Source organism: Actinacidiphila bryophytorum (assembly GCF_016916835.1).
In the GTDB taxonomy this organism is placed as follows: domain Bacteria; phylum Actinomycetota; class Actinomycetes; order Streptomycetales; family Streptomycetaceae; genus Actinacidiphila; species Actinacidiphila bryophytorum.
This window is the reverse complement of the sequence record NZ_JAFFIX010000048.1, coordinates 1-21,922: the sequence shown is the minus strand read 5'-3', so window position 1 is coordinate 21,922 and position 21,922 is coordinate 1. Positions and strand designations below refer to the sequence as shown.

Sequence of the window (21,922 nt, the reverse complement as noted above, 5' to 3'; positions counted from 1 at the left end):
CCCGTTGCCGAGCGCCGCGTAGCCGGTCTGGTACGTCCTGGTGTACTCGCGCACGTCCGGCCAGGCCACGATCCCGGTGTTCGACGGCGACGGCGGCTGGCTGGAGTTCGGGCTCCAGTGCCACCACGCATTGATGGGCGCACCGTCACCGATGCATGCAAACCACCCCTGGTATCCCACCGTGATCTTGCCCACAACATCACCCGGGGAACTGGCGGCGAAGGCGCCGCCGGCCACCGCGGTCTGCGTGGCCCCCACCGCTCCCGTTGCAGCCACCGCAATCGCGGTCTGCAGTAGCGCCCGGCGTGTGACACCCATCTGGAACTCCTCCGGTCGGCTGTCAACTCCCGCCGTCACGCGGCCGATCGGTCTACGGCTGCGGACCGGAAGTCTGGTGCGGGGATCGTAACGACGGGGTCACGCCACCGCAATAGATCGCGCATCAGGCGAAATATTTGACAGAAACGACGCAAGAAGTGCTCACATGCACCTGACAGTCTGGCCTGCGGAAAAACCTCCCTCAGCCAAGTCGGTACGAAAATCTTAGGAGAATGAAATATTCCGCTCCTACGGTCTGGTGCATGACACATGTTTCAGGACCACCGGGCGGTGGGCGCGGCACGACGCGCTCCCGTTCCCACCGGCGGCGGCGAAAACCGTCCTGGTGGAGACGCCCGGCGGTCGTGTCGGGGGCCGTGCTGGCCACGATCGGACTGATCACCGTGGTGATCGTCAACCGGTCGCCCTCCTCGGGTGACCGCGCCGACTCCGCCGCGACCAGCGACGCCAAGGGCCAGGACGCCGCGGGTACTCCCCCGACGAGCACCACAACGGCCACCACAGCACCGCCCACCACCACCAGCGCGCCCTCCCCGTCGAAGACGCCCACGAAGGCGGCCGGCGACGCCAGGACGCAGCTGGCCACGTCGGTCAAGGCGCTCTCGGCGAGCAGCAAGGGGCGGCTGTCGGTCGCGGTGACCGACCTCTCCGACAGCCGCACCGGTGTGTCGTACGCCGACGGCTCGGCCACCTACGACACGGCGAGCATCGTCAAGGTGGACATTCTGGCCACCCTGCTGCTGCGCCACCAGAAGGCCGGCACCAAGATGACCTCGACCGAGAAGTCGCAGGCCACGGTCATGATCCAGCAGAGCGACAACAACGCGGCGACCTCGCTGTGGAACGCCATCGGGCGTAGGGCGGGGCTCGACTCGGCGAACCGCACCTTCGGCATGTCCCACACCCAGGGCGGCTCTGCCGACCTGTGGGGTCTGACCCAGACCACCACCGCCGACCAGCTCACGCTGCTGCGGGTGGTCTTCGGCGGCGACGACTCGCCGCTGTCGTCGGCGTCCCGCGAGTACATCAAGGGCCTGATGCACTCGGTCACCACCGGCCAGCAGTGGGGCGTGTCCGCGGCCGACGAGGACGAAACCGGCTTCGCCCTGAAGAACGGCTGGCTGCAGCGCACCGCGACCGGCCTGTGGGACATCAACAGCATCGGCGAGGTCGACTACAAGGGCCACACGCTGCTGGTGTGCGTGCTCTCCTCGGGCAACAGGTCCGAGAAGTCCGGCATAGACAAGGTCGAGGACGCGGCGGAGGCCGCCGTCAAGGCCCTCTACTCCTGACCCGGCCGTCTCCCTGCGGGCCGCCCCTGTGCGGGGCGGCCCGCAGCCGCGTGCGGCCGCAGCCGGCGGTCAGGCCACGTCGATCAGGACCTTGCCGACCGCGGCCTGCTGGACCGCGTCGTGGGCGTCGCCGGTGCGCGCGAGCGGGAAGCGGTGCAGCGGGAGGCCCGCGGACGCGCCGACCCGGATCGCACCGTCGGCGACGGCGGCCGACACCGCCGCCACCGCATGGTCCTTGGCGGCGGCGGGCACGGTGTAGACCAGCACGCCCTGCCAGCGCAGGTTGCCGAACATCGAGGGCCTGGCGGGCACCGCGAAGGCCGGTGAGTCGTCGGCGTAGAAGGCCACGACCGCGTCCGGCGCCGCGACGGCCTCGTCCAGGGCGGCGTTCGCCGCGGGGGCGACCTCGACGACGATGTCCACCCCGCCGGGCGCGATCCCGCGGATCTCGGCGGCGGCGTCCTGCGCCCGGTAGTCGACGACGTGGTGGGCGCCGGCCGCCCTGGCCAGTTCGCCCTTCGCGGGGCCGCTGACCGTCGTGACGACGGTGGCGCCGGCCCAGCGGGCCAGCTGGATCGCCGCGTTGCCGACCGCGCCCGCACCGCCGGCGACCAGCACCGTACGGCCGGCGAGCGCGCCCGGCGCGAGGCGCGCGGGGCCGCCGTCGGCGACGGTCAGGGTGCGGTGGGCGGTCAGCGCGGGGATGCCCAGGCTCGCGCCGAGGTCGAACGAGGCGTCCTCGGGCAGTGCGACGGCCTGCCGGGCGGGCAGCACCACGTACTCCTGCGCGGTGCCGTCGGCGCGGCCCCACGCGGCCTCCCACAGCCACACCCGCTCGCCGACACGGGACTCGGGCACGCCGGGGCCGACCGCGTCGATCACGCCCGAGCCGTCCTGGTTGGGCACCTGCTCGCCGCGCGGTGCGGTGTTCTGCCGGGCCTTCCAGTCGGTCGGGTTCACGCCCGACACCCTTACCGCGACCCGCACTTCGCCCTCCCCTGGGGTGGGGACGGGCCGGTCGGTCAGCGCCATGACGTCGGCTGCGCCGCTGGTCTTGTAAGTGATCGCCTTCATGGGCGCTACAAGCTACCGCCGTCCGGCTTTCTTCCCGGAATCGGCTGCTCCGTTCGGTGTGCCGGGGGCGAAATCCTTCGACGCGGGTGTCCGCCGGGGGGAGGGTGGGATTCCGACGTCCGACCGAAGGAGCGCGCGCACGTGAGCGAGCACGACGAGAGTTTCTACGACGCCCTCGGCGGTGAGCCGGCGCTGCGCCGGCTGATCGAGGCCTTCTACGAGCAGGTGCTGGTCGACCCGGTGCTCGAACCGGTGTTCGCGCACTTCACCCCGACGCACATCGACCACGTCATCGTGTGGCTGTCGGAGGTCTTCGGCGGCCCCGCGGGCTACACCGAGCGCCTCGGCGGCCACCAGGCGCTGCTGACCAGCCACCTGGGCCTGGGCATCACCGAGGAGCAGCGGGCGCGCTGGGTCGAGGTGATACTGGCGACGGCGGCGAAGGAACTGCCCGACGACGCCCTGCTGCAGCAGCGTTTCGCCGAGTACATCGAGTGGGGCACCAGGATCGCCGCGTCGGTGTCCCAGCCGGGCACGGAGCTGGGCGACCCCGGGCCTGTGCCGCACTGGGGCTGGGAGGGCCTGGCCTGAATCCGCCGGTCGCACGACCGGCGCCCGGTCAGGAGACCAGGGGCTCGGGGAGGCCCACCCGGTCGGCACGCGGGTCGATGCGCGGCGGGCGCGGGACGTACGCGCCCGAGGAGCCGCCGTGGCCGCGGTGGACGAACAGGCCGCGTACGGAGTCCGGTACGGCCTCCAGCGTCGCCTGCGTGCCCGGCAGAGCGAGCCACCCGGCCCACATCTCCTCGCGTGTGAAGGCGACTTCGAGCACCACACCCCAGCTGTGCTCGAACCACCGCCAGGACGACGCACCGTTGGTGATGAGCGACTCGGCCAGCACCTGCGCATACGCGTCGCGCCACCCGGTCGCGGTGTGCACCGCCCCGTCCTCGACGTCCATGACCTCGATCGACCACCAGTCGGGAGCACTCATGTTCCGACCATAGACACCGTGTGCCGACTCGGGAAGGGCCGAGGCCCAACCGGGCGAAAACGATCAAAGCCCCGCCGATCACACCCCCGTCGCACCGCCTTCGCCGCACCGGCCGCACCACCCGTCACACCCCGGTGAGCAACTCCTCGGCGGTGGCGAGGATCTCGGTGACGCGCAGCCCGAACCGGGCGTCGCAGGCGTGCGGTTCTCCGCCGGTGAGCGCGTCGACGGCCCGCGCGAAGGCGTCGGTCGCGGGTCCCGCGATGTCCTCGGGGTAGGCCGCGACCCCGTGCGTACCGCGGAATTCCACCGACACCCCGGCGGCCGCGGGCGGCGCGGTCAGGGTGAGCACCGCGGTGCTGGACGCGCCGCTGTCGTGCCGCAGCACCAGGTGCACCAGGTCGCCCGGGCCGCGGGCCGCCGTGACGGAGGTGACGTCGCCGAGCACCGGAAGCAGCACCGACAGCGCGTGCGGGCCGACGTCCCACAGCCCGCCCTTCTCGCGCCGCCACGGGGAGTCGGCGAAGGGGCTGTCGCCGCCGCCGAAGACGGCGCCGTACCAGTCGGCCCGCCCGGTCGACCAGCCGCCGGCCGCGGCCTGCCGGCCGATCCACTCGGCGCTGGCCGAATCGAAGCGCAGGGTGAAGAAGACCACCGAGCGCACCCCGGCCCGTTCGACAGCCTCGACCACCTCGCGGGCGCCCTCGACGGTCGCGGCCAGCGGCTTGTCCAGCAGCAGGTGCCGACCGGCGCGGGCGGCCCGTGCGGCCAGCGGCGCCTGGAAGGCCGGCGGCAGCGCGACGGCCACCGCGTCCACGTCGGCGATCAGCGCGTCGGCGTCGTCGTACGGGCGGGTCCCGAACAGCGCGGCGACCTCGGCGGCGGCCTGCGGCCTGCGGCCCCACACCCCGGCCAGTTCCACGCCCGGGTGCGCGGCCAGCGCCGGGCCGTGCGCGAGCCGCGCCCACGGCCCCGTGCCGAACAGCCCCACCCGCAGGGTCACGACGCCGACTCCGGCTCCTGGTGGCCCACATAGGCCTCGCGGTCCAGGTCGCGCAGGTCGACGGAGAACTGCACCGCGTACTGCGGGGTGGGCGCCGTGTGCTCGCGCAGCGCGGCGAGCACCGCCTCGGTCAGGGCGCGCTTGACCTCGGGGGTGCGTCCCGACAGCAGCGAGATCTCGACGTGGACCATTGCGTGGTGCGGCGAACCGTCGGCGATCCACAGGTCGTCATGGCGTACGAAACGGGTCTTGCAGCCGCCGGCGCGACCGCCTGCGACGGTCACCAGGGCCTCGTGCAGGGCCTTGCCGAATGCGGGCCGGTCGAGGGCTTCTGCGAGCGTTCCGGAGTATTCCACGGTGGTATGCGGCATGTCCGCGAGCCTATCCCGGCAGGTCCGCGGCGGGCGGGGCGTCTCACGGCACACCGGCCGGCACCCTGCCGCCTCGGTTACATCCCGTTAACACAAGGGCAATGCTTGGGAAAACCATCCTTGCGACGCTGCCTTCGGTCCGATCAGCGCAGCTCGGCCGCACCCCGCGATCACGTTCGTTAAGGATGGCGTCACCGTGACCTACAAGGCTGAGTACATCTGGATAGACGGCACCACGCCGACCGCGAAGCTCCGTTCGAAGACGCGGATCCTGGCCGACGGCGCGGAACTCCCGATCTGGGGGTTCGACGGGTCCAGCACCAACCAGGCCGAGGGCCACGCCTCGGACCGCGTACTCAAGCCGGTCGCCTCCTTCCCCGACCCGATCCGCGGCGGTGACGACGTCCTCGTCATGTGCGAGGTCTTCAACATCGACGGCACCCCGCACGAGTCCAACACGCGGGCCGCGCTGCGCGAGGTCGCCGAGAAGTTCGCCGACCAGGAGTCGCTGTTCGGCATCGAGCAGGAGTACACCTTCTTCCAGGGCTCGCGTCCGCTGGGCTTCCCCGAGAACGGCTTCCCCGCCCCCCAGGGCGGCTACTACTGCGGTGTCGGCGCCGACGAGATCTTCGGCCGCCCCGTCGTCGAGAAGCACCTGGAGAACTGCCTGGCCGCCGGCATCGGCATCTCCGGCATCAACGCCGAGGTCATGCCCGGCCAGTGGGAGTTCCAGGTCGGCCCGCTCAGCCCGCTGGAGGTCTCCGACCACCTGTGGGTCGCGCGCTGGCTGCTCTACCGCACCGCCGAGGACTTCGGGATCTCCGCGACGCTGGACCCCAAGCCCGCCAAGGGCGACTGGAACGGCGCGGGCGCGCACACCAACTTCTCCACCAAGGCGATGCGCGAGAACTACGCGGCGATCATCGAGGCCGCCGAGGCGCTGGGCCGCGACGACAAGCCGCTGGAGCACATCAAGCACTACGGCGCAGGCGTCGAGGCCCGCCTCACCGGCGCGCACGAGACCGCCCCGTGGAACGAGTACAGCTACGGCGTCTCCAACCGCGGTGCGTCGGTGCGCATCCCGTGGCAGGTCGAGGTGGACCAGAAGGGCTACATCGAGGACCGCCGCCCCAACGCCAACGTCGACCCCTACGTCGTCACCCGGCTGATCGTGGACACCTGCGGCGCCGCCCTGGAGAAGGCCGGCCTGGTCTGATCCGCGGCACCGCCGCACACCGCCTCCCCGCGGTTCCGCGAGGGCTCCCGTCACCCGCGACGGGCGCCCTCGCGCACGTCCGGCCCCGGTGACCATCACCGGGGTCACTCGTTTGACGCAGAGTGAAGAGCCGACCGTCACACGCGCCGTTCCCGTCCGCCAGTAAGTCCGCAGGTCGCTCACGTCGTGCCGGCAGCCACATCCCGGTCGCCGAGGCCGAGGCGGCACTGGTCGAGCACTACCCGCGGCTCGTACGGCTGGCGTATCTGGCGCTGCCGGTCAGCACCGGTCGGCACCGCAGAGTCCTGCTCGCACACCGGCTCGCCCAGCGCTCCCTGCGGGTCGCCCTCAACTCCGCGGCCGGCGACGTCGTCTACCCGCTGCTGCGCCGCGAGGTGCTGCGCGGGGCGCTGGCCGGCGGCCGGCGGAACGGGCGGCTGCGTACCGCGCTGACCGGCGCCGGGCTGCCGCAGGTGGTCGGCCTGCGGATGCACCCGCGGGCCGGCGGCGGCGACGAACTCGCCCTGGACCGGGCGCTGGCCGCACTGCCCGCGGCCGCCCGCGCCGCCTACGGGCTGCTCGGCGTCGAAGGCCTCGACGAGCGCGCCGCCAGGGACGTCCTCGCCGAGGCCGGCGCCGACGACCCGCGGGGAGCGGTACGGACGGCCGCGGCCGTCGACAACGACCACCGGCTGCTGGCAGCAGGCGAGTTCGACCCCTGCACGGTCCAGGTGCGGCCCACCGACCTGCTGCGGCGGCGGCAGCGCGCCCGGGCGGGCCTCGCCGCCGCGGCAGCCGTCGCGGTCGGCGCTGTGCTGCTCGCCGTCGCCACCGCAGGCGGCTCGCCCGAGCCGTACGGCTCCGCCGGGTCGCCGGGGTCCGCGGCGGCCGCCGCGCACGCCCTCGACCCGGCCGCGCTGGTACGGGCCAGCCCGCAGGCCTGGACCGCCACCGCCAGGCTCGACTTCACCGCATGGCCCGCGCGCGGCAACCGCGCCGCGGACAGCGCACTGCTCGGCCGGGCGCTCGCGGTGTGGGCGCACCCGGCGGCGTCGGTCCAGGTCACCGCCACACCCGGCACCCCGCGCACCGCACCCGCGCAGCCGCCGCAACTGCTCTACGCAGGGGACGTCGACGCGGTCACCGTCGTCGTCTTCTACGACGGGCTGCGGCTCGTCCGCTACGCCCAGGCCCGCAGCGGGGGCGGCGGCGCCGCGGCCCTGGACTTCGCGCAGGTCGAGGGCGCCGACATCACCACCGCGGCGGCCGTCGTCCTCGACCGGGTCGACGGCAACACCCGCTTCCTGACCGCCCCGTGGGTCGCCGACGCGGCCGGCCGCGACCTGCTGCGGCCCGGCACACCGGCGGTGCCGCTGCACAGGGCCGCCGACGGTACGACGGACCCGGTGCGCATGCCCGGCGCCGGGGCCACGTCCGGTACGTGCGGTACGACCTGGCCGGCGCTGCAACTGCGGTCCTCGGGGAAGGTCGCGGAGCAGCACTCCTTCCTGCTCACCGACCTCGGCGACCTCACCCCCGTGCACCTGACCTTCACCCCGCCGCCCGCCCCCGGGGACACCCCGCGCGCCCCGCGCGAGGCCACCGGGGCGCAGGCGCTGGCCAGTTGGGCGCACGGTGCGTGCCGGCTCGGCGAACTGCGCGGGCAGGGGGTGCGGTCGGTCAACGACTGGCAGTTCGCCCGTATGGTCCTCCCGGAGGGGGCGGGGTCGGCCGCCTGGACCTGCGACCGGGCCGACACATGGCGCGGCCCGGGCCGCGCGACCGTCCAGTTCCTCCCCCCGGGCGCCCCGGCAGCCTCGCCCGGCACCCTTGCCGGCCGGCAGAGCGACGGCAGTGCCTGCAGTCGTTTCAGCCCGCACGTCATGGCGGGCGTGATGTGGAAGTCCCCGGGCGGCCGCTGGTACCTGCTGGCCGCGGGAAGCCGCGATGTCACCGCCATCACGTCCGACCTCGCCACCGCCTCCGGCGCCACGCTCGCCGCCCCGGCCCCCCGCGGCACCCGCACGACCCTCTCCGCCCGCACCACGTCAGGCCTCGTCCTGCACCCCCTCGGCGGTGCCTGACCCCGCCTCGTAACCTTCCCCCGGCGGTGGGTTGCGCGCGCAGTTCCGCCCCCGGAGCTTCGCCTGGGGGTACTCCCAGCGCCTCCTGAGGTGGGTGCCACTTGCTGTGGCGTTGCTTTCTTTCCCGCTCCTCGGGCTGGGCGCGCAGTTCCCCGCGCCCCTGAAAAACGCTCACCCTCCTCCGCAGAGGGCACCGCCCTAAAAACGCTCACCCTCTGCGCGAGAGGGCACCCCCCAGGGGCGCGGGGAACTGCGCGACAAGCCACCGCGGCGGAGAAGGCGAACCGCGACCGCAAGGGGCAGGACCTGAGGGGCGCGGGGAACTGCGCGCCCAATCACCCACGCACCGAAAGGTGGAAGCTCACCGCAGGTGGCAATCACCTGCGCAACCCCCCTTCGGGGGGAGGTCCCCGAGGCGGCCGGAGGGGCCACCCCGGGGGAAATCCCCGGCTACTTCCGGAGGAAGACCGCCACCGTGCGGCCCGGGACGGTGAAGGTGCCGCTCGACGCGGAATAGGTCGAGGACTTCACCACCGGGTCGGCGCCGGCCGCTTGCACCGGATGCAGGACGTACCCGGTACCGGCAAGCGACGCCACCTTCTGGGCCTGCGCCAGCGGACTGGCGTTGAAGACCACCACCAGGTCCCCCAGGGTCATGGTGATGACCCCGGGCGTCTCGGCGGCCCCGGACAGCGGGAAGGCCAGCTCGCGCTGCACCTGACTCGCGGTCGTGAGGTGGAAGGCGGCCGAGGACGTACGGATCCGCAGCAGGTCCTGGTACGCGGCGGACGCCGCACCGATGTCGGCGCACGACGGCACCGCGGAAGGTGCCGTCAACAGCGGTGTGGCGTAGGGCCACTTGGCCTGGTTGTCAGCCGCGGGCGGCAACCCCCGCCCGATCCCGTTGCCGCCCCCAGAGCCTCCGGCCTGGGTGGTACCCCCAGTCCAGCACGACCAGTGGATCGCGTTGAACCAGTCCCCCGAGTCGAAGGAGTTGCGGTCGAGTGACTTGGACCGCAGCAGGTCGGATCCCGCCTGCCCGAGGGCGGGCCCCTGGGAGAGGACCGCCGTGGCCTCGGCGAGCACCTGCATGCGTGCCCGGTCGGCGGCGGGCGTGCCCGCGGGGAGCTTGTAGGTCAGCGCGTCGTAGAGCGACTCGTTGTCGTGCGCGTCGGCGTACGCGAGCGCGTCACCGGGCGCGTCGGCGTATCCGGCGGGTGCGCCGTTGTAGTCGATCTCGGCGCCGGTGACCTGCTTGCCGGCGGAGTCGGTGAAGCCGAACTGCCGCAGGTTGCCGGTGAGTCCGACCTTGATGAGGTCCTGGTAGTGCAGGAGGCGGGCCTTCTGCTCCGCCGGGGTGCCGTTGGCGGTGGAGGAGTTGGGGTCGGTGTAGAGGCCGGAGGCGAAGCCCTGGATGCCGGGGTCGGCGTCGAAGGGGCTGCCGCCGCGTACGGCGTCGCGTGCCCGGTCGGAGAAGGTGGCGATGCCGGTGCCCGCCATGTTGGCCTGGGTGGCCTGGACGAAGCGGGCGTTGTCGGCGACCTCGCCGAAGTTCCAGCCCTCGCCGTAGAGGATGATCTTCTTGCCGTCGACCCCGTCCTTGGCGAGGGTGAGCGCGTCGAGTGCCTTGCGCACGGCGAGGATGTTGGCCTTGGGGTGGTGGCCCATGAGGTCGAAGCGGAAGCCGTCGACCTTGTACTCCTTGGCCCAGGTGACGACGGAGTCCACGACGAGCTTGCCCATCATGGCGTTCTCGGGGGCGGTGCCCGCGCAGCAGGTGGAGGTGGCGACCGACCCGTCGGGCATGAGGCGCTGGTAGTAGCCGGGCACGATCTTGTCGAGGACGGAGGTGTCGGCCTGGCCCGCGGCGGAGGTGTGGTTGTAGACCACGTCCATGACGACCCGCAGCCCGGCGGTGTTCAGTCCCTGCACCATCTGCCGGAATTCGACGGTGCGTTCGGTGCCGTCGGGGTTCTTGGCGTAGGAGCCCTCGGGCACGGTGTAGTGGTAGGGGTCGTAGCCCCAGTTGTAGGCGTCGGTGGCCTGCTGGGCGGTGACGCAGGCCTGCTGCTTGTCACTTGCGGGGCCGTAGGAGGCCAGGTCGCAGTCCGGTGCGGTCTGGTCCGCGGGCTTCTCCGGCACGGTCGCGAAGTCGAAGACGGGTAGCAGGTGCACGTAGTTGACGCCTGCCTTCGCGAGGTCGCGCAGGTGGGTCATGCCGGCCGAGGAGCTGTCGGTGAAGGCGGCGTATTTGCCGCGGTCGGCGGCCGGGACGGTGGTGTCGGCGACGGAGAAGTCGCGGACGTGCAGCTCCTGGATCTGGGCCTGGCTCATCGGGACGGCGGCGGGCTTGTGCTCGCCGGCCCAGCCCTTGGGGGCGAGTTCGGGGTCGTCGAGGTTCACCAGCAGGCTCTGCTTCGAGTCGGCGGTGAGCGCGACCGAGTAGGGGTCGGTGACCTTGTTGACGACGAGTTTCTGCACGCTGGGCGCCCAGACGGTCACGTCGTAGAGGTAGGGCTTCCCGGTCCATGCGGGGGTGCCGGTGACGGACCAGACGCCGCTGGCCGGGTTCTCCTTCATCGGGACGGTGCGGCCGCCGATCTCGACGGCGACCTTGTGGGCGGTGGGCGCCCACAGCGACAGGGTGGGCTTGCCGTGGCTGAACACCAGGCCGAGCACGGCCTTTTGCGCGGCCGCCGCGTACAGGTCGTCCAGCACGCCCTGCGTCTGCACACCGGTCGCCGCCGACAACGCCCCGTTGGCCGCGCGCTGGGTGGCGATGAGCTGCCCGCGCAGCGCGTCCTGGACGCGGCTGCGGTCGCGCGGGTCGACGGTGAAGGCGGAGTAGCCCTTCAGCTGCGGGAACCTGGCGAGCTGCGCGTCGGTGAGGCCGCCTGCGACCTTCTGCAGCCGCAGCCAGTGGCCCTCGCTGGTCAGGGCTCCGTCCTTGACGGCGATGCCGCCGTCGGGGGCGTAGACGAGCTGCTGGGAGGCGGAGGGTGCGCTGGTCTGCCAGGCGACGGTGTCGCGGTCGATCCACTGGGCCTGCGCCTTGCCGAGGTCCAGGTCGGCGCCGCTGCCCTGCGGCTGCGGCAGCAGGTAGGCGGGGGTGCCGTCGAGCAGCCACACCTCGTGGCCGGTGCCGGTCAGGTCGAGCGACTGGTCGCTGGGCAGGTCCTTGGTGTCGCCGTTGTGCAGGATGTAGCTGAGCGAGGTGGCCCCAGCGGCGAGCGGCACCTCGTAGACGGCTCCGTAGGAGTCGACGCGGGCGGGCTGCAGCGGCGCGGTCCAGTCGGTGGGGTTCGCGGCGCCGTTCCAGACGTGCAGGCCCCAGCCGGTGTAGTCGGAGTCGGCCCGGTGGTAGTGCAGGACGGCCTTGGCGGTGTCCTGCGGCGGGTAGGCGCCGTCGGGGGCGCTGGTGGCGACGGCCGGGCTGCCCTGGGTGACCCAGACCTCGCCGCTCGTGGTGAGGTCGATGGTGCGGTCGCCGTCGGTGTCCTTGACGCCGTTCTTGTCGACGACGATGAATCCGACGCTGGACGCGCCCGGCTTGAGCTTCACGTAGGCGAAGGCGCCGTAGGCGTCGCGTCCGGTGAAGGGGTGGCCCGCGGGCCAGGTGGTCGCCTCGCCGTCGGCGATGTCCCCCCAGGTGTACAGGCCCCAGTCGGCGTAGTCGCTGTCGGTCCGCTTGTAGTGCACGATCGCGTAGTCGTGGCTGACCGCGGTGGGCGGGGCGGTCACCGGGGCCGTGCCGGTCACGGTGGCGGCGGTCGCCGAGGCGGTGCGTCCGGTGCCGGAGACCACGACGGCCTTGTAGCGCACGGGGGTGCCAGGCGCGGTCTTCGGGTCGAGGGCCTGCGTGACCTTGTAGGGGGCGTGGTCGGCGGAGCCGAGCACCTTCCAGGGGGCGTTGCCGGTCTGGGCGGCGAAGACGACCCGGTTCAGGCCGCCGCCGGTGACGTCCGCGCTGATCTCGACGGTGCCGGTCGCGCCGGCCGCGGGTGCGGTCAGCGTCAGCTGCGGCGCCGTGGCGGGCGCGGGAAGCGGCTTGGCCGCGTGCAGGACGACGGCCTGCAGCGGCGGCACGGTCAGGGTGAGGGTGCCGTCGGCGGCGGTCGCCGCGGTGGCCGTGGTGCCGTAGATGCCCCGGTAGGCGGCGCCCGCGGCATTGCCGGTGGGCACGGTCACGGTCTGCGCGGTGGTGGCGTTGTTGACGGCGACGAGGTAGTCGTCGCGGCTGGCGGCGTCGGTGCGGGAGTACGCGTAGACGCCGGGGCCGGTGCCGGGGGCGGTGTAGCGCTCGGTCTGGACGCCGTCGCGGAGCGCCGGGTGGTCCTTGGTGAGCCGGGACAGTGCGGCGATCGCCCGGTAGAGGGGGTGCTGCGGGTCGTAGGCGTCGGAGGCGGCGGTGCGGTCGGTGCCGATCTCGTCGTCGTCGAGGTAGTCGGCGACCTTCGAGGCGAACATCGTCTGCCGGGCGTTCTTGTCGCCGCCGGGGGCGCCGGTGAAGCCCTGCTCGTCGCCGTAGTAGACGACGGGGTTCCCGCGGCCGAGGAACATCACGGCGTTGGCCAGCTCGTCGCGCCTGAGCAGTTCCGCGTCGCTGGCGCCCGGGTTGTCCTGGGCGAGGAAGCTGCCGATGCGGCCCATGTCGTGGTTGCCGAGGAAGGTGACCTGCTCGTACGCGTTGGCCTTGTCGGTGGTGTAGCGGTAGTCCTGCCCGTAGACCCCGGCGAGCTTGCTCGGCGGGGCGCCCTGGGAGGCGAAGCTGCGGGCGGCGTCCTGGAAGGGGAAGTCGAGGGTCGCGTCCAGCCGGCCCTGGGTGACGTACGGGGAGGTGACGGCGGGGTCGGCGTCGTAGGTCTCGCCGAACATGAAGAAGTTCTTCCGGCCGTGCTGTGCCGCGTAGGCGTCCAGGGCGGTGGCCCACTGGGTCCAGAAGGGCAGGTCGACGTTCTTGACGGTGTCGATGCGGAAGCCGTCGATCGCGAAGTCCTCGACCCACTTCTCGTAGATCTGCTCCATGCCGTGCACGACCTCGGGCCGCTGCGTCCACAGGTCGTCGAGGCCGCTGAAGTCGCCCTGGTCGGCGCTCTCGCCGGCGAAGGTGGAGTCGCCGCGGTTGTGGTACATCGCCGGGTCGTTGAGCCAGGCCGGGACCTTGGCGTTCTTCTTGTCCGCGGGCACGGTCGGGGTGCGCGGGAAGGACGCTGCGGTGACCTTGGGGAAGCCCTGGCCGCCGGCGGCGTAGGTGTCGTCGTCGAAGGGGGTGCCGTCGGCCGACAGGTAGGGGAAGGCGCCCTTGGACAGGTAGCTGTAGGTGTTGTCGGTGTTGCCGATGACGTCGGCGGTGTGGTTGGTGATGACGTCGAAGAAGATCTTCATGCCCTTGGCGTGGGCGGCCGATATCAGCTTCTTCAGGTCGTCGTTGGTGCCGAAGTGCGGGTCCACCCGGGTGAAGTCGGTGATCCAGTAGCCGTGGTAGCCGGCCGACGCGTCGGCTCCCGTGCCCTGCACGGGCTGGTTCTTGAAGATCGGCGCCATCCAGATGGCGGTGGTGCCCAGGCCCTTGATGTAGTCCAGCTTCTGTGTGAGGCCCTTGAGGTCGCCGCCCTGGTAGAAGCCCTTGTCGGTGGGGTCGTAGCCGGTGCTGAGCCGGCTGCCGGTGAGGCCGCCCGTGTCGTTGGCCTTGTCGCCGTCGGCGAAGCGGTCGGGCATCACGAAGTAGAACTGCTCGCGCGTGTCGTCGTGCCGGGCGGCCTGCCCGGCGAGCGCCTTGTCGGACGGCGGGGCCGGCGGCTGCGGCGAGCCGTGGGCGTAGGCCGGTTGGACGAATGCGGCCAGCGCCGTGAAGGCGGTGGCGGCGGCGACTCGTCGCAACCGGCGGGCGGGCAGCCTGAACTCCAGGGCCACGGGCGGTTCTCCTTGCTGGGGACAGCCTCGCGCCCGGGTCCACGCGCATGAACCGGTCGCAGCCGCGGCGTCGGTGCCGGAGCTGAGCGGGAAGCTATCCCCCCGGGGGCCGTTGCAGCAAGGCTCTGCAACGACTTTCCGGTCCTGGTGCCGATCCGGGTCCCGGCTGCCACCAGGCGTCCCGAGGGGTAGGACACCTGGTGGACACGCCCGGGTAACGCGCGCATCACGGATGAAGGATCTTGCCGAAACTTTCTTGCAGCCTCTTTCGCAAAGCATTGCATCGCTGTTACGTTCCTCCCCAGCCCGAGCGGCCCAGCAGGGACGACAGCGGCCGGCACCCAGCCTGGCCAGGGCGAACGGGCACTTCCCTCATCAAGGAGTCAGGTATGCGACGCGGCATATCCGCCGTGGCGATGGCCGCGGCCATCGTTCTCGGGGTCACCGCCTGTGGCGGTAGTGGTAGCGACGACAAGAGCGACAAGGGGACGGCGGCCAAGGACCCTGCCGCGGTCTCCGGGACGATCACCTACTGGGACACCTCGGACGCCAAGAACGAGGCCCCGACCTACCAGGCCCTGATCAAGGACTTCGAGGCGAAGTACCCCAACATCAAGGTGAACTACCAGAACGTCGACTTCACCACCGTGGAGCAGAAGTTCAAGGCGGCCGCGCAGAGCGGCAAGGGCGCCCCCGACGTGGTGCGCACCGACGTCGGGCTGATCCCCGAGTACGCCTCGCTGCACTACATCGCCCCGCTGGACGGCACCGCGGCGCTGTCCGACACGCAGGACTTCGTGGCCGGGCCGATGAACACCACCAAGTACGAGGGCAAGACCTACGGCGTGCCGTCGGTGACCGACACCCTCGGCCTGCTCTACAACAAGGACATCTTCGCCAAGGCCGGGATCACCGCTCCCCCGGCCACCTGGGACGAGCTGATCGCCGACTCCGCGACCATCAAGGCCAAGGTTCCCGGCGTCGCAGGCACGTACGTCAACCCCGACTCGTACTTCCTGTTCCCGCTGCTGTTCGGCGAGGGCGCCGACCTGGCCGACCCGGCGGGCAAGAAGGTCACGATCAACTCGCCGGAGGCCGTCAAGGCGGTCACCGAGGCGAAGAAGGTCTACGACACGTCCTCGCTCAAGGTCGACTTCGCCAGCGCGTACGACAACATGCAGACCTCGTTCAAGACCGGCAAGGTCGCCATGCTGATCCAGGGGCCGTGGTCGGTGGGCGACGACCTGACCGGGTCCGCCTTCCAGGGCAAGGAGGCCAACCTCGGCTACGCGCCGGTGCCGGCCGGCTCCACCGGCAAGGCGCTGGCCCCGACCGGCGGCCACGACCTGGCGGTCTACCAGGGCTCCAAGAACCTGGACGCGGCCTACCTGTTCACGCAGTTCATGACCTCCTCGGCCAGCCAGCAGCAGATCGCGCTGAAGAACGGCACGCTGCCGACCAGGACCTCCGCCTACACCGCCGAGGTGCTCAAGAACCAGACCATCGCCGGGTTCAAGCCGATCATGGACACCGCCCGTCCGCGGGTCGCGCTGCCGCAGGTGGGCAGCCTGTTCACGCCGCTGCAGCAGGAGTACATCAAGATCCTGCAGGGCAAGTCCTCGGTCAAGGACGGCCTGGACGCCGCGGCCAAGGAGTTCGGCAAGCTGCTGCCCGGCTACACCGTGCAGTAGCCGGCCCCCCGACTCCGGACCGGCCGGCCGGGGCCCCTTCGCCCTGACGCGAACGGGGCCCACGCGCCCGGCCGGCCGGTCCGGTTTCCCCCACCACCGACGAAAGAGCCGAGGAGCGATGACCACCGCCACCATGGACGAGCCCGCCCCGGGCACGGCCGCCCGCCCGCCGCGCGAGCCGCGGCCCGGCCTGACGAGCACGATCAGGCGTTCCTGGGACCGGCACTGGTACGCCTGGGCGATGGTCGCCCCGGTCGTGATCGTGCTGGCCGTCCTGGTGTTCTACCCGCTCGGCTACGGCACCTACCTGTCGCTGACCAACGCCAACGAGACCAACGTCGCCAAGGACATCGGCCCGGTCCACATCGGCGCCAGCTACCACTGGGTCGGCCTGCACAACTACTGGCAGGTGCTGTCGGGCAAGGACGGCGACTTCTACCCGCGCCTGGAGTGGACGATCGTCTGGACGGTCTGCTGCGTCGCGATCACGTACGCCATCGGGCTGGCGATGGCGATGCTGCTCAACCGCAAGGTGCGCTTCCGGCTGTTCTACCGGCTCTGCCTGATCCTCCCCTGGGCCGTGCCGGCCTTCATCGGCGTGTTCGCCTGGCGGCTGATGCTCAACTCGCAGTACGGCGTCTTCAACGACATCATCACCAGCTTCGGGCTGCCCGCGCAGGACTGGCTCGGCACACCGCTGTCGCAGAAGATCGCGGTGATCATGGTGAACATCTGGGTCGGCGTGCCCTTCATGATGGTCGCCCTGCTCGGCGGCCTGCAGTCGATACCCGGCGAGCTGTACGAGGCCGCCGAGATGGACGGCGCCTCGCCCTGGCAGCGGTTCGCCAACGTCACCGTGCCCGGGCTGCGCCCGGTCACCAGCACGGTGGTGCTGCTCAGCACGGTCTGGACGTTCAACATGTTCGCGATCATCTACCTGCTGCTGGGCAACAACACCACGGGCGACACCGACATCCTGGTGACGTACGCGTACGAGAAGGCGTTCACCGGAGTGTCCGATTATTCCGGCGCCGCCACCTACGGGATCGTCATCCTCCTCATCCTCGTGGCCTTCTCCACCTTCTACCGCCGCCAGCTGAAGTCCGAGCAGGCCTAGGAGCCGGATCACCATGACTGCCACCACCCACCGCGGCCGGAACGAGCGCAGCCGCGGCGCGTCGATCGCGCTGCACGCCGCCCTGATCACCGCGAGCGCCATCGCCGTCTTCCCCGTGCTGTGGATCCTGTTCATCTCGCTGGGCCCCAGCACCTCCTGGCAGCAGCCGCACGAGGTCCTCAAGCACCTGGGCCTGGGCAACTACCGCTTCGTGCTGCTGCACACCAGCTTCCCCAAGTGGTTCCTCAACTCGGTGATCGTGGCCGGCGCGACCACCGTGCTCGGCGTGCTGATCTCCGCCAGCGCGGGCTACGCGATCTCCCGGATGAAGTTCCCCGGCCACAAGTCGCTGATGTGGACCTTCCTGGTCACCCAGATGTTCCCGATGGCGGTGCTGATCGTGCCGCTGTACAACCTGCTGGCGCAGCTGGACCTCATCGACACCTACCTCGGCCTGGTCCTGGTGTACTGCACCATCGCGGTGCCCTTCTGCGCCTGGATGCTCAAGGGCTACTTCGACACCATCCCGCGGGACATCGACGAGGCCGGCCGGGTCGACGGGCTGACCCCCTTCGGCACCTTCTGGCGGCTGATCGTGCCGCTGGCCCGCCCGGGCCTGGCCGTCACCGCCTTCTACAGCTTCCTGACCGCCTGGGGCGAAGTCGCCTACGCGGCGCAGTTCATGGGCCGCGACCACTCCACGCTGGCGGCCGGCATCCGCACCTTCGCCTCCGACCAGCGCGCCGACTGGGGCAGCATGACCGCCGCCTCGGTGCTGATCGCGATACCCGCGACGATCGTCTTCCTGCTCGTCCAGCGCCACCTGGTGACCGGCCTGACGGCCGGCGGCACCAAGGGCTGACCGCCGCCCCGCCGCACCCACGCATGCCAACCTGTCGATCCCCGTACCCGGTAAGGGAATCCATGAGCCAGCACCTCTCCGACGCGCCCCGCTCCGCCGCCGCTCCCGCTGCCGACGCAAGCGCCAGAGACTGGTGGCGCGACGCGGTCATCTACCAGGTGTACCCGCGCAGCTTCGCCGACGGGAACGGCGACGGCATGGGCGACCTGCCCGGCGTCACGGCCCGGCTGCCCTACCTGCGGGACCTCGGGGTCGACGCGGTGTGGCTGTCGCCCTTCTACGCCTCACCGCAGGCCGACGCCGGCTACGACGTGGCCGACTACCGCGAGGTCGACCCGATGTTCGGCGACCTCAACGACGCCGACGACCTGGTGCGCACCGCACACGCGCTGGGCCTGCGGGTCATCGTCGACCTGGTGCCCAACCACTGCTCGGACCAGCACGAGTGGTTCAAGCAGGCGCTGCGCGAAGGCCCCGGCTCCGCGCTGCGGGACCGCTTCCACTTCCGGGCGGGCAAGGGCGCGCACGGCGAACTGCCGCCCAACGACTGGGAGTCCATCTTCGGCGGCCCGGCCTGGACGCGGACCACCGAGCCGGACGGCACGCCCGGCCAGTGGTATCTGCACCTCTTCGCGCCCGAGCAGCCGGACTTCAACTGGGACCACCCGGCGGTACACGAGGAGTTCCGCTCGGTGCTGCGCTTCTGGCTGGACCTGGGCACCGACGGCTTCCGCATCGACGTGGCCCACGGCCTGGTCAAGGCGGCGGGCCTGCCCGACATCGGCCACAGCGAGCAGCTGGCGCTGCTGGGCAGCGCGCCCATGCCGTACTTCGACCAGGACGGTGTGCACGAGATCTACCGCGGCTGGCGGCGCATCCTCGACGAGTACCCGGGCGAGCGCATCGGGGTCGCCGAGGCGTGGACGCCCACCATCGAGCGGGCCGCGCTCTACCTGCGGCCCGACGAGCTGCACCAGGCCTTCAACTTCGAGTACCTGGCCACCCCGTGGGACGCGGCGGCGCTGCACAAGGTCATCGACAAGTCGCTGGCCGCGATGGGCGCGGTCGGCGCCCCCGCGACCTGGGTGCTGTCCAACCACGACGTGACCCGGCACGCCACCCGCTTCGCGAATCCGCACGGGGGTACGCAGCTGCGTGAGGCCGGCGACCGGGAGCTGGGTCTGCGCAGGGCGCGGGCGGCCACCTTGCTGATGCTGGCACTGCCCGGGTCCGCCTACCTCTACCAGGGCGAGGAGCTTGGCCTGCCGGACGTCACCGACCTGCCGGACGAGGTGCGCCAGGACCCGTCGTTCTTCCGCGCCGCCGGGCAGGACGGCTTCCGCGACGGCTGCCGGGTGCCGATCCCCTGGTCGGGCACGGAGCCGCCGTACGGCTTCGGCCCCGAGGGCGGCGGCAGCTGGCTGCCGCAGCCGGCCAGCTGGGCGCAGCTGAGCGTCGCGGCCCAGACCGGCGACCCGGCCTCCACCCTGGAGCTGTACCGGTCGGCGCTGGCGCTGCGCCGGGAGCTGCCGGCGCTGGGCGCGGGCCGGTCCGTGCAGTGGCTGGACGCCCCGGAAGGGGTGCTGGCCTTCCGCAGGGACGGCGCGGGCGACGGCTTCCTGTGCCTGGTCAACCTGACCGCCGAGCCCGTGGTGCTGACGGTGCCGGGCGGCCGGCCGCTGCTGTCCAGCGCGGCGCAGCCGCCGGCCGCGGTGCCCGCCGCGGGCGGTTCGCCGGACCCGGTTGACGGCATTGAGGTCACTATCGCCGCGGACACGGCAATTTGGTGGGCGATCTGACGTGGTGGCATTCCGTCCAATAGCATCCGGTGCTGTGACCGCGCGGCTCGCTGACATCGCAGCCCAGGCGGGGGTCAGCGAAGCGACGGTCAGCCGGGTGCTCAACGGCAAACCCGGTGTTTCCGCCACCACCCGCGAATCAGTGCTGGCCGCGCTCGACCTGCTGGGGTACGAGCGCCCGGTCCGGCTGCGGCAGCGCAGCGCGGGCCTGGTGGGGCTGATCACGCCCGAGCTGGACAACCCGATCTTCCCGGCCTTCGCGCAGATCATCGGGCAGGCGCTGACCCGGCAGGGCTACACGCCGGTGCTGGCCACCCAGACGCCCGGCGGCTCCACCGAGGACGAGCTGGTGGAGATGCTGGTCGAGCGGGGGGTGGCCGGGATCATCTTCGTCTCGGGGCTGCACGCCGACTGCACCGCCGACATGGAGCGCTACGCCAGGCTGCAGGGCCAGGGCGTGCCGTTCGTGCTGATCAACGGCTTCACCGAGAAGGTCAACGCGCCCTTCGTGTCGCCCGACGACCGGGGTGCGATGCGGCTGGCCGTGACGCACCTGGCGGCGCTGGGGCACCGCAGGATCGGCCTCGCGGTCGGGCAGAAGCGTTTCGTCCCGGTGCGCCGGAAGATCGAGGGTTTCGTGACGTCGATGTCCGAGGTGCTGGGCATGGCCGAGGACGAGGCGCTGGAGCTGGTGCAGCACTCGCTGTTCACCCTGGAGGGCGGCCAGGCGGCCGCCTCCGCGCTGATAGCGGACGGCTGCACGGCCGTGGTGTGCGCCTCCGACATGATGGCGCTCGGCGCGATCAGGGCGGCCAGGCAGCTGGGCCTGTCGGTGCCGGACGACGTGTCCGTGGTCGGCTTCGACGACTCGCCGCTGATCGCCTTCACCGACCCGCCGCTGACCACCATCAGGCAGCCGGTGACCGCGATGGGCCAGGCCGCCGTCAACGCGCTGCTGGAGGAGGTCGGCGGCACCCCGGCCCCGCACAGCGAGTTCGTCTTCCTGCCCGAGCTGGTCGTCCGCGGGTCCACCGCGGCCGGCCCCACCGGGCAGAACGCGCCGCTGCCGGCCCAGCCCACCGGGCAGCAGACAACTTCCCAGAAGACCACCCGTACGGCCCACGATCCGACCTGCGGCTGATCCGCATCACGGGACACATCTGGCAGACTGGTCCCCTATGGGGGAACCGACTGCGAAGACCGCGAACACGACAGATGGCCGTTCCGCCGCACCGCAGCGCTCCACGGGTTCGCATGTGTCCGGCGGAGCGGACAGCACAGGCCGAGCGGGACCGTTCCACACGCTCATGGAGAAAGTGCGCACCCCCCGTCACCCCAGGCTCTGGTTCGAGATCCTGCTGATCGGCGTCAGCTACTACCTGTACTCGCAGATCAGGAACGCGGTGCCGCAGCAGCAGACGACCGCGCTGCGGCACGCCGACGCGATCTGGGCACTCGAGCACCACCTCGGCCTCGCCGTCGAGCGCAGCATCAACCACGGCGTGAACTCCGTGACGTGGCTGATCGTGGGGATGAACTACTACTACGCCACACTGCACTTCATCGTCACGGTGGGCGTGTTGATATGGCTCTACGTCGCCCACCCCGGCCGCTACGGACCGGCCCGGCTGGTGGTCTTCATGACGACGTGGCTGGCGCTCATCGGGTTCTGGGCGTATCCGCTGGCGCCGCCCCGGCTGATGACCGGCGGCGGCTTCGTCGACACGGTGATGGTGCACCACACCTGGGGTTCTTTGTCGCAGGGCGACCTGGCGCAGGTGTCCAACCAGTACGCGGCCATGCCGTCGATGCACATCGGCTGGTCGCTGTGGTGCGGCATCACCATCGTGACGCTGGCCAAACCGCTGTGGGCGCGCATCCTCGGGGCGCTCTACCCGGTGGCGACCCTCTTGGTGATCATCTCGACCGGCAACCACTTCTGGATGGACGCGGTCGGCGGTGCGCTGTGCCTGGCCATCGCCTACGCGGTCGCGTACGTCATCTACGGGCGGTGGGTGTACGCGCTGCCGAAGTACGCGTCGGGGGCGCTGGCGATGGAAGAGCGCGCCAGCACATGACCCGGGGGCTCAGGCCCCCGGGCGCCGTCGCTCGGTCCTCCTCCTCGCGCCCTGCGCGGACAGCCTCGTCCCTCGGCCGGCCACTCCGG

15 protein-coding genes and 1 pseudogene are annotated in these 21,922 nt (G+C 71.6%); 10 read left to right on the top strand and 6 right to left on the bottom strand.

Annotated features, from left to right (window positions below; genetic code table 11):
- Positions 1-318 (bottom strand): annotated as a pseudogene (locus tag JT723_RS34230) (discoidin domain-containing protein); the annotation flags it as partial.
- A gap of 365 nt (positions 319-683) precedes the next feature.
- Between JT723_RS34230 and JT723_RS34225 the strand changes: the two are divergent.
- The gene (locus tag JT723_RS34225; protein ID WP_251512830.1) at positions 684-1,631 is read left to right on the top strand and encodes a serine hydrolase; all 948 of its coding nucleotides are present in this window, start codon (positions 684-686) and stop codon (positions 1,629-1,631) included.
- 69 nt (positions 1,632-1,700) lie between these two features.
- On the opposite strand, the gene JT723_RS34220 is transcribed toward JT723_RS34225, so the two are convergent.
- Positions 1,701-2,705, bottom strand: a complete 1,005-nt coding sequence (locus JT723_RS34220) for an NADPH:quinone reductase (RefSeq protein ID WP_205048800.1) — start codon at positions 2,703-2,705, stop codon at positions 1,701-1,703.
- 141 nt (positions 2,706-2,846) lie between these two features.
- Between JT723_RS34220 and JT723_RS36350 the strand changes: the two genes are divergently transcribed.
- The gene (locus JT723_RS36350) at positions 2,847-3,296 is read left to right on the top strand and encodes a group II truncated hemoglobin (protein WP_205048799.1); all 450 of its coding nucleotides are present in this window, start codon (positions 2,847-2,849) and stop codon (positions 3,294-3,296) included.
- Between the two features lie 28 nt (positions 3,297-3,324).
- Here JT723_RS36350 and JT723_RS34210 read toward each other — a convergent pair whose 3' ends face one another.
- The 3 genes from JT723_RS34210 to JT723_RS34200 all read right to left on the bottom strand — a co-directional run bounded on the left by JT723_RS34210 (position 3,325) and on the right by JT723_RS34200 (position 5,073).
- Positions 3,325-3,699, bottom strand: a complete 375-nt coding sequence (locus JT723_RS34210; RefSeq protein WP_205048798.1) for a hypothetical protein — start codon at positions 3,697-3,699, stop codon at positions 3,325-3,327.
- Positions 3,700-3,823: 124 nt separating this feature from the next.
- Entirely contained in the window at positions 3,824-4,696 is an 873-nt protein-coding gene (locus tag JT723_RS34205; protein WP_205048803.1) for a Gfo/Idh/MocA family protein, read from the bottom strand.
- Between the two features lie 2 nt (positions 4,697-4,698).
- Complete coding sequence (locus tag JT723_RS34200; protein WP_205048797.1) at positions 4,699-5,073, bottom strand: 5-carboxymethyl-2-hydroxymuconate Delta-isomerase; 375 nt, start codon at positions 5,071-5,073, stop codon at positions 4,699-4,701.
- 196 nt (positions 5,074-5,269) lie between these two features.
- Between JT723_RS34200 and glnII the strand changes: the two genes are divergently transcribed.
- Both glnII and JT723_RS34190 read left to right on the top strand, forming a co-directional pair.
- Complete coding sequence (glnII, locus tag JT723_RS34195) at positions 5,270-6,289, top strand: glutamine synthetase (RefSeq protein WP_205048796.1); 1,020 nt, start codon at positions 5,270-5,272, stop codon at positions 6,287-6,289.
- A gap of 122 nt (positions 6,290-6,411) precedes the next feature.
- Positions 6,412-8,373, top strand: coding sequence for a hypothetical protein (locus JT723_RS34190; RefSeq protein WP_205048795.1), 1,962 nt, complete (start codon positions 6,412-6,414; stop codon positions 8,371-8,373).
- A gap of 450 nt (positions 8,374-8,823) precedes the next feature.
- Here JT723_RS34190 and pulA read toward each other — a convergent pair whose 3' ends face one another.
- Entirely contained in the window at positions 8,824-14,286 is a 5,463-nt protein-coding gene (gene pulA, locus JT723_RS34185) for a pullulanase-type alpha-1,6-glucosidase (protein WP_372441415.1), read from the bottom strand.
- A 389-nt stretch (positions 14,287-14,675) separates the two neighbouring features.
- Between pulA and JT723_RS34180 the strand changes: the two genes are divergently transcribed.
- From JT723_RS34180 to JT723_RS34155, 6 genes are all read left to right on the top strand, one after another.
- A complete protein-coding gene (locus tag JT723_RS34180; RefSeq protein ID WP_205048793.1) occupies positions 14,676-15,977 on the top strand; it encodes an extracellular solute-binding protein in 1,302 nt (433 codons plus the stop codon).
- Positions 15,978-16,095: 118 nt separating this feature from the next.
- Positions 16,096-17,094, top strand: a complete 999-nt coding sequence (locus JT723_RS34175) for a carbohydrate ABC transporter permease (protein ID WP_240166644.1) — start codon at positions 16,096-16,098, stop codon at positions 17,092-17,094.
- Between the two features lie 13 nt (positions 17,095-17,107).
- Entirely contained in the window at positions 17,108-17,956 is an 849-nt protein-coding gene (locus JT723_RS34170) for a sugar ABC transporter permease (protein ID WP_205048792.1), read from the top strand.
- Positions 17,957-18,018: 62 nt separating this feature from the next.
- Entirely contained in the window at positions 18,019-19,755 is a 1,737-nt protein-coding gene (locus JT723_RS34165; RefSeq protein ID WP_205048791.1) for a glycoside hydrolase family 13 protein, read from the top strand.
- A 34-nt stretch (positions 19,756-19,789) separates the two neighbouring features.
- Positions 19,790-20,896 carry a LacI family DNA-binding transcriptional regulator gene (locus JT723_RS34160; RefSeq protein ID WP_205048790.1) on the top strand — a complete coding sequence of 369 codons (1,107 nt, stop codon included), beginning with the start codon at positions 19,790-19,792 and terminating at the stop codon, positions 20,894-20,896.
- A 37-nt stretch (positions 20,897-20,933) separates the two neighbouring features.
- Positions 20,934-21,833, top strand: coding sequence for a phosphatase PAP2 family protein (locus tag JT723_RS34155; protein WP_205048789.1), 900 nt, complete (start codon positions 20,934-20,936; stop codon positions 21,831-21,833).
- Positions 21,834-21,922: the final 89 nt, after the last annotated feature.

Bases quoted from the DNA above. Each gene is read 5' to 3' on its own strand.
- JT723_RS34220 (WP_205048800.1), bottom strand. From the start codon at position 2,705: ATGAAGGCGATCACTTACAAGACCAGCGGCGCAGCCGACGTCATGGCG.
- JT723_RS34210 (WP_205048798.1), bottom strand. From the start codon at position 3,699: ATGAGTGCTCCCGACTGGTGGTCGATCGAGGTCATGGACGTCGAGGAC.
- JT723_RS34200 (WP_205048797.1), bottom strand. From the start codon at position 5,073: ATGCCGCATACCACCGTGGAATACTCCGGAACGCTCGCAGAAGCCCTC.
- JT723_RS34180 (WP_205048793.1), top strand. From the start codon at position 14,676: ATGCGACGCGGCATATCCGCCGTGGCGATGGCCGCGGCCATCGTTCTC.
- JT723_RS34175 (WP_240166644.1), top strand. From the start codon at position 16,096: ATGACCACCGCCACCATGGACGAGCCCGCCCCGGGCACGGCCGCCCGC.
- JT723_RS34170 (WP_205048792.1), top strand. From the start codon at position 17,108: ATGACTGCCACCACCCACCGCGGCCGGAACGAGCGCAGCCGCGGCGCG.
- JT723_RS34165 (WP_205048791.1), top strand. From the start codon at position 18,019: ATGAGCCAGCACCTCTCCGACGCGCCCCGCTCCGCCGCCGCTCCCGCT.
- JT723_RS34155 (WP_205048789.1), top strand. From the start codon at position 20,934: ATGGGGGAACCGACTGCGAAGACCGCGAACACGACAGATGGCCGTTCC.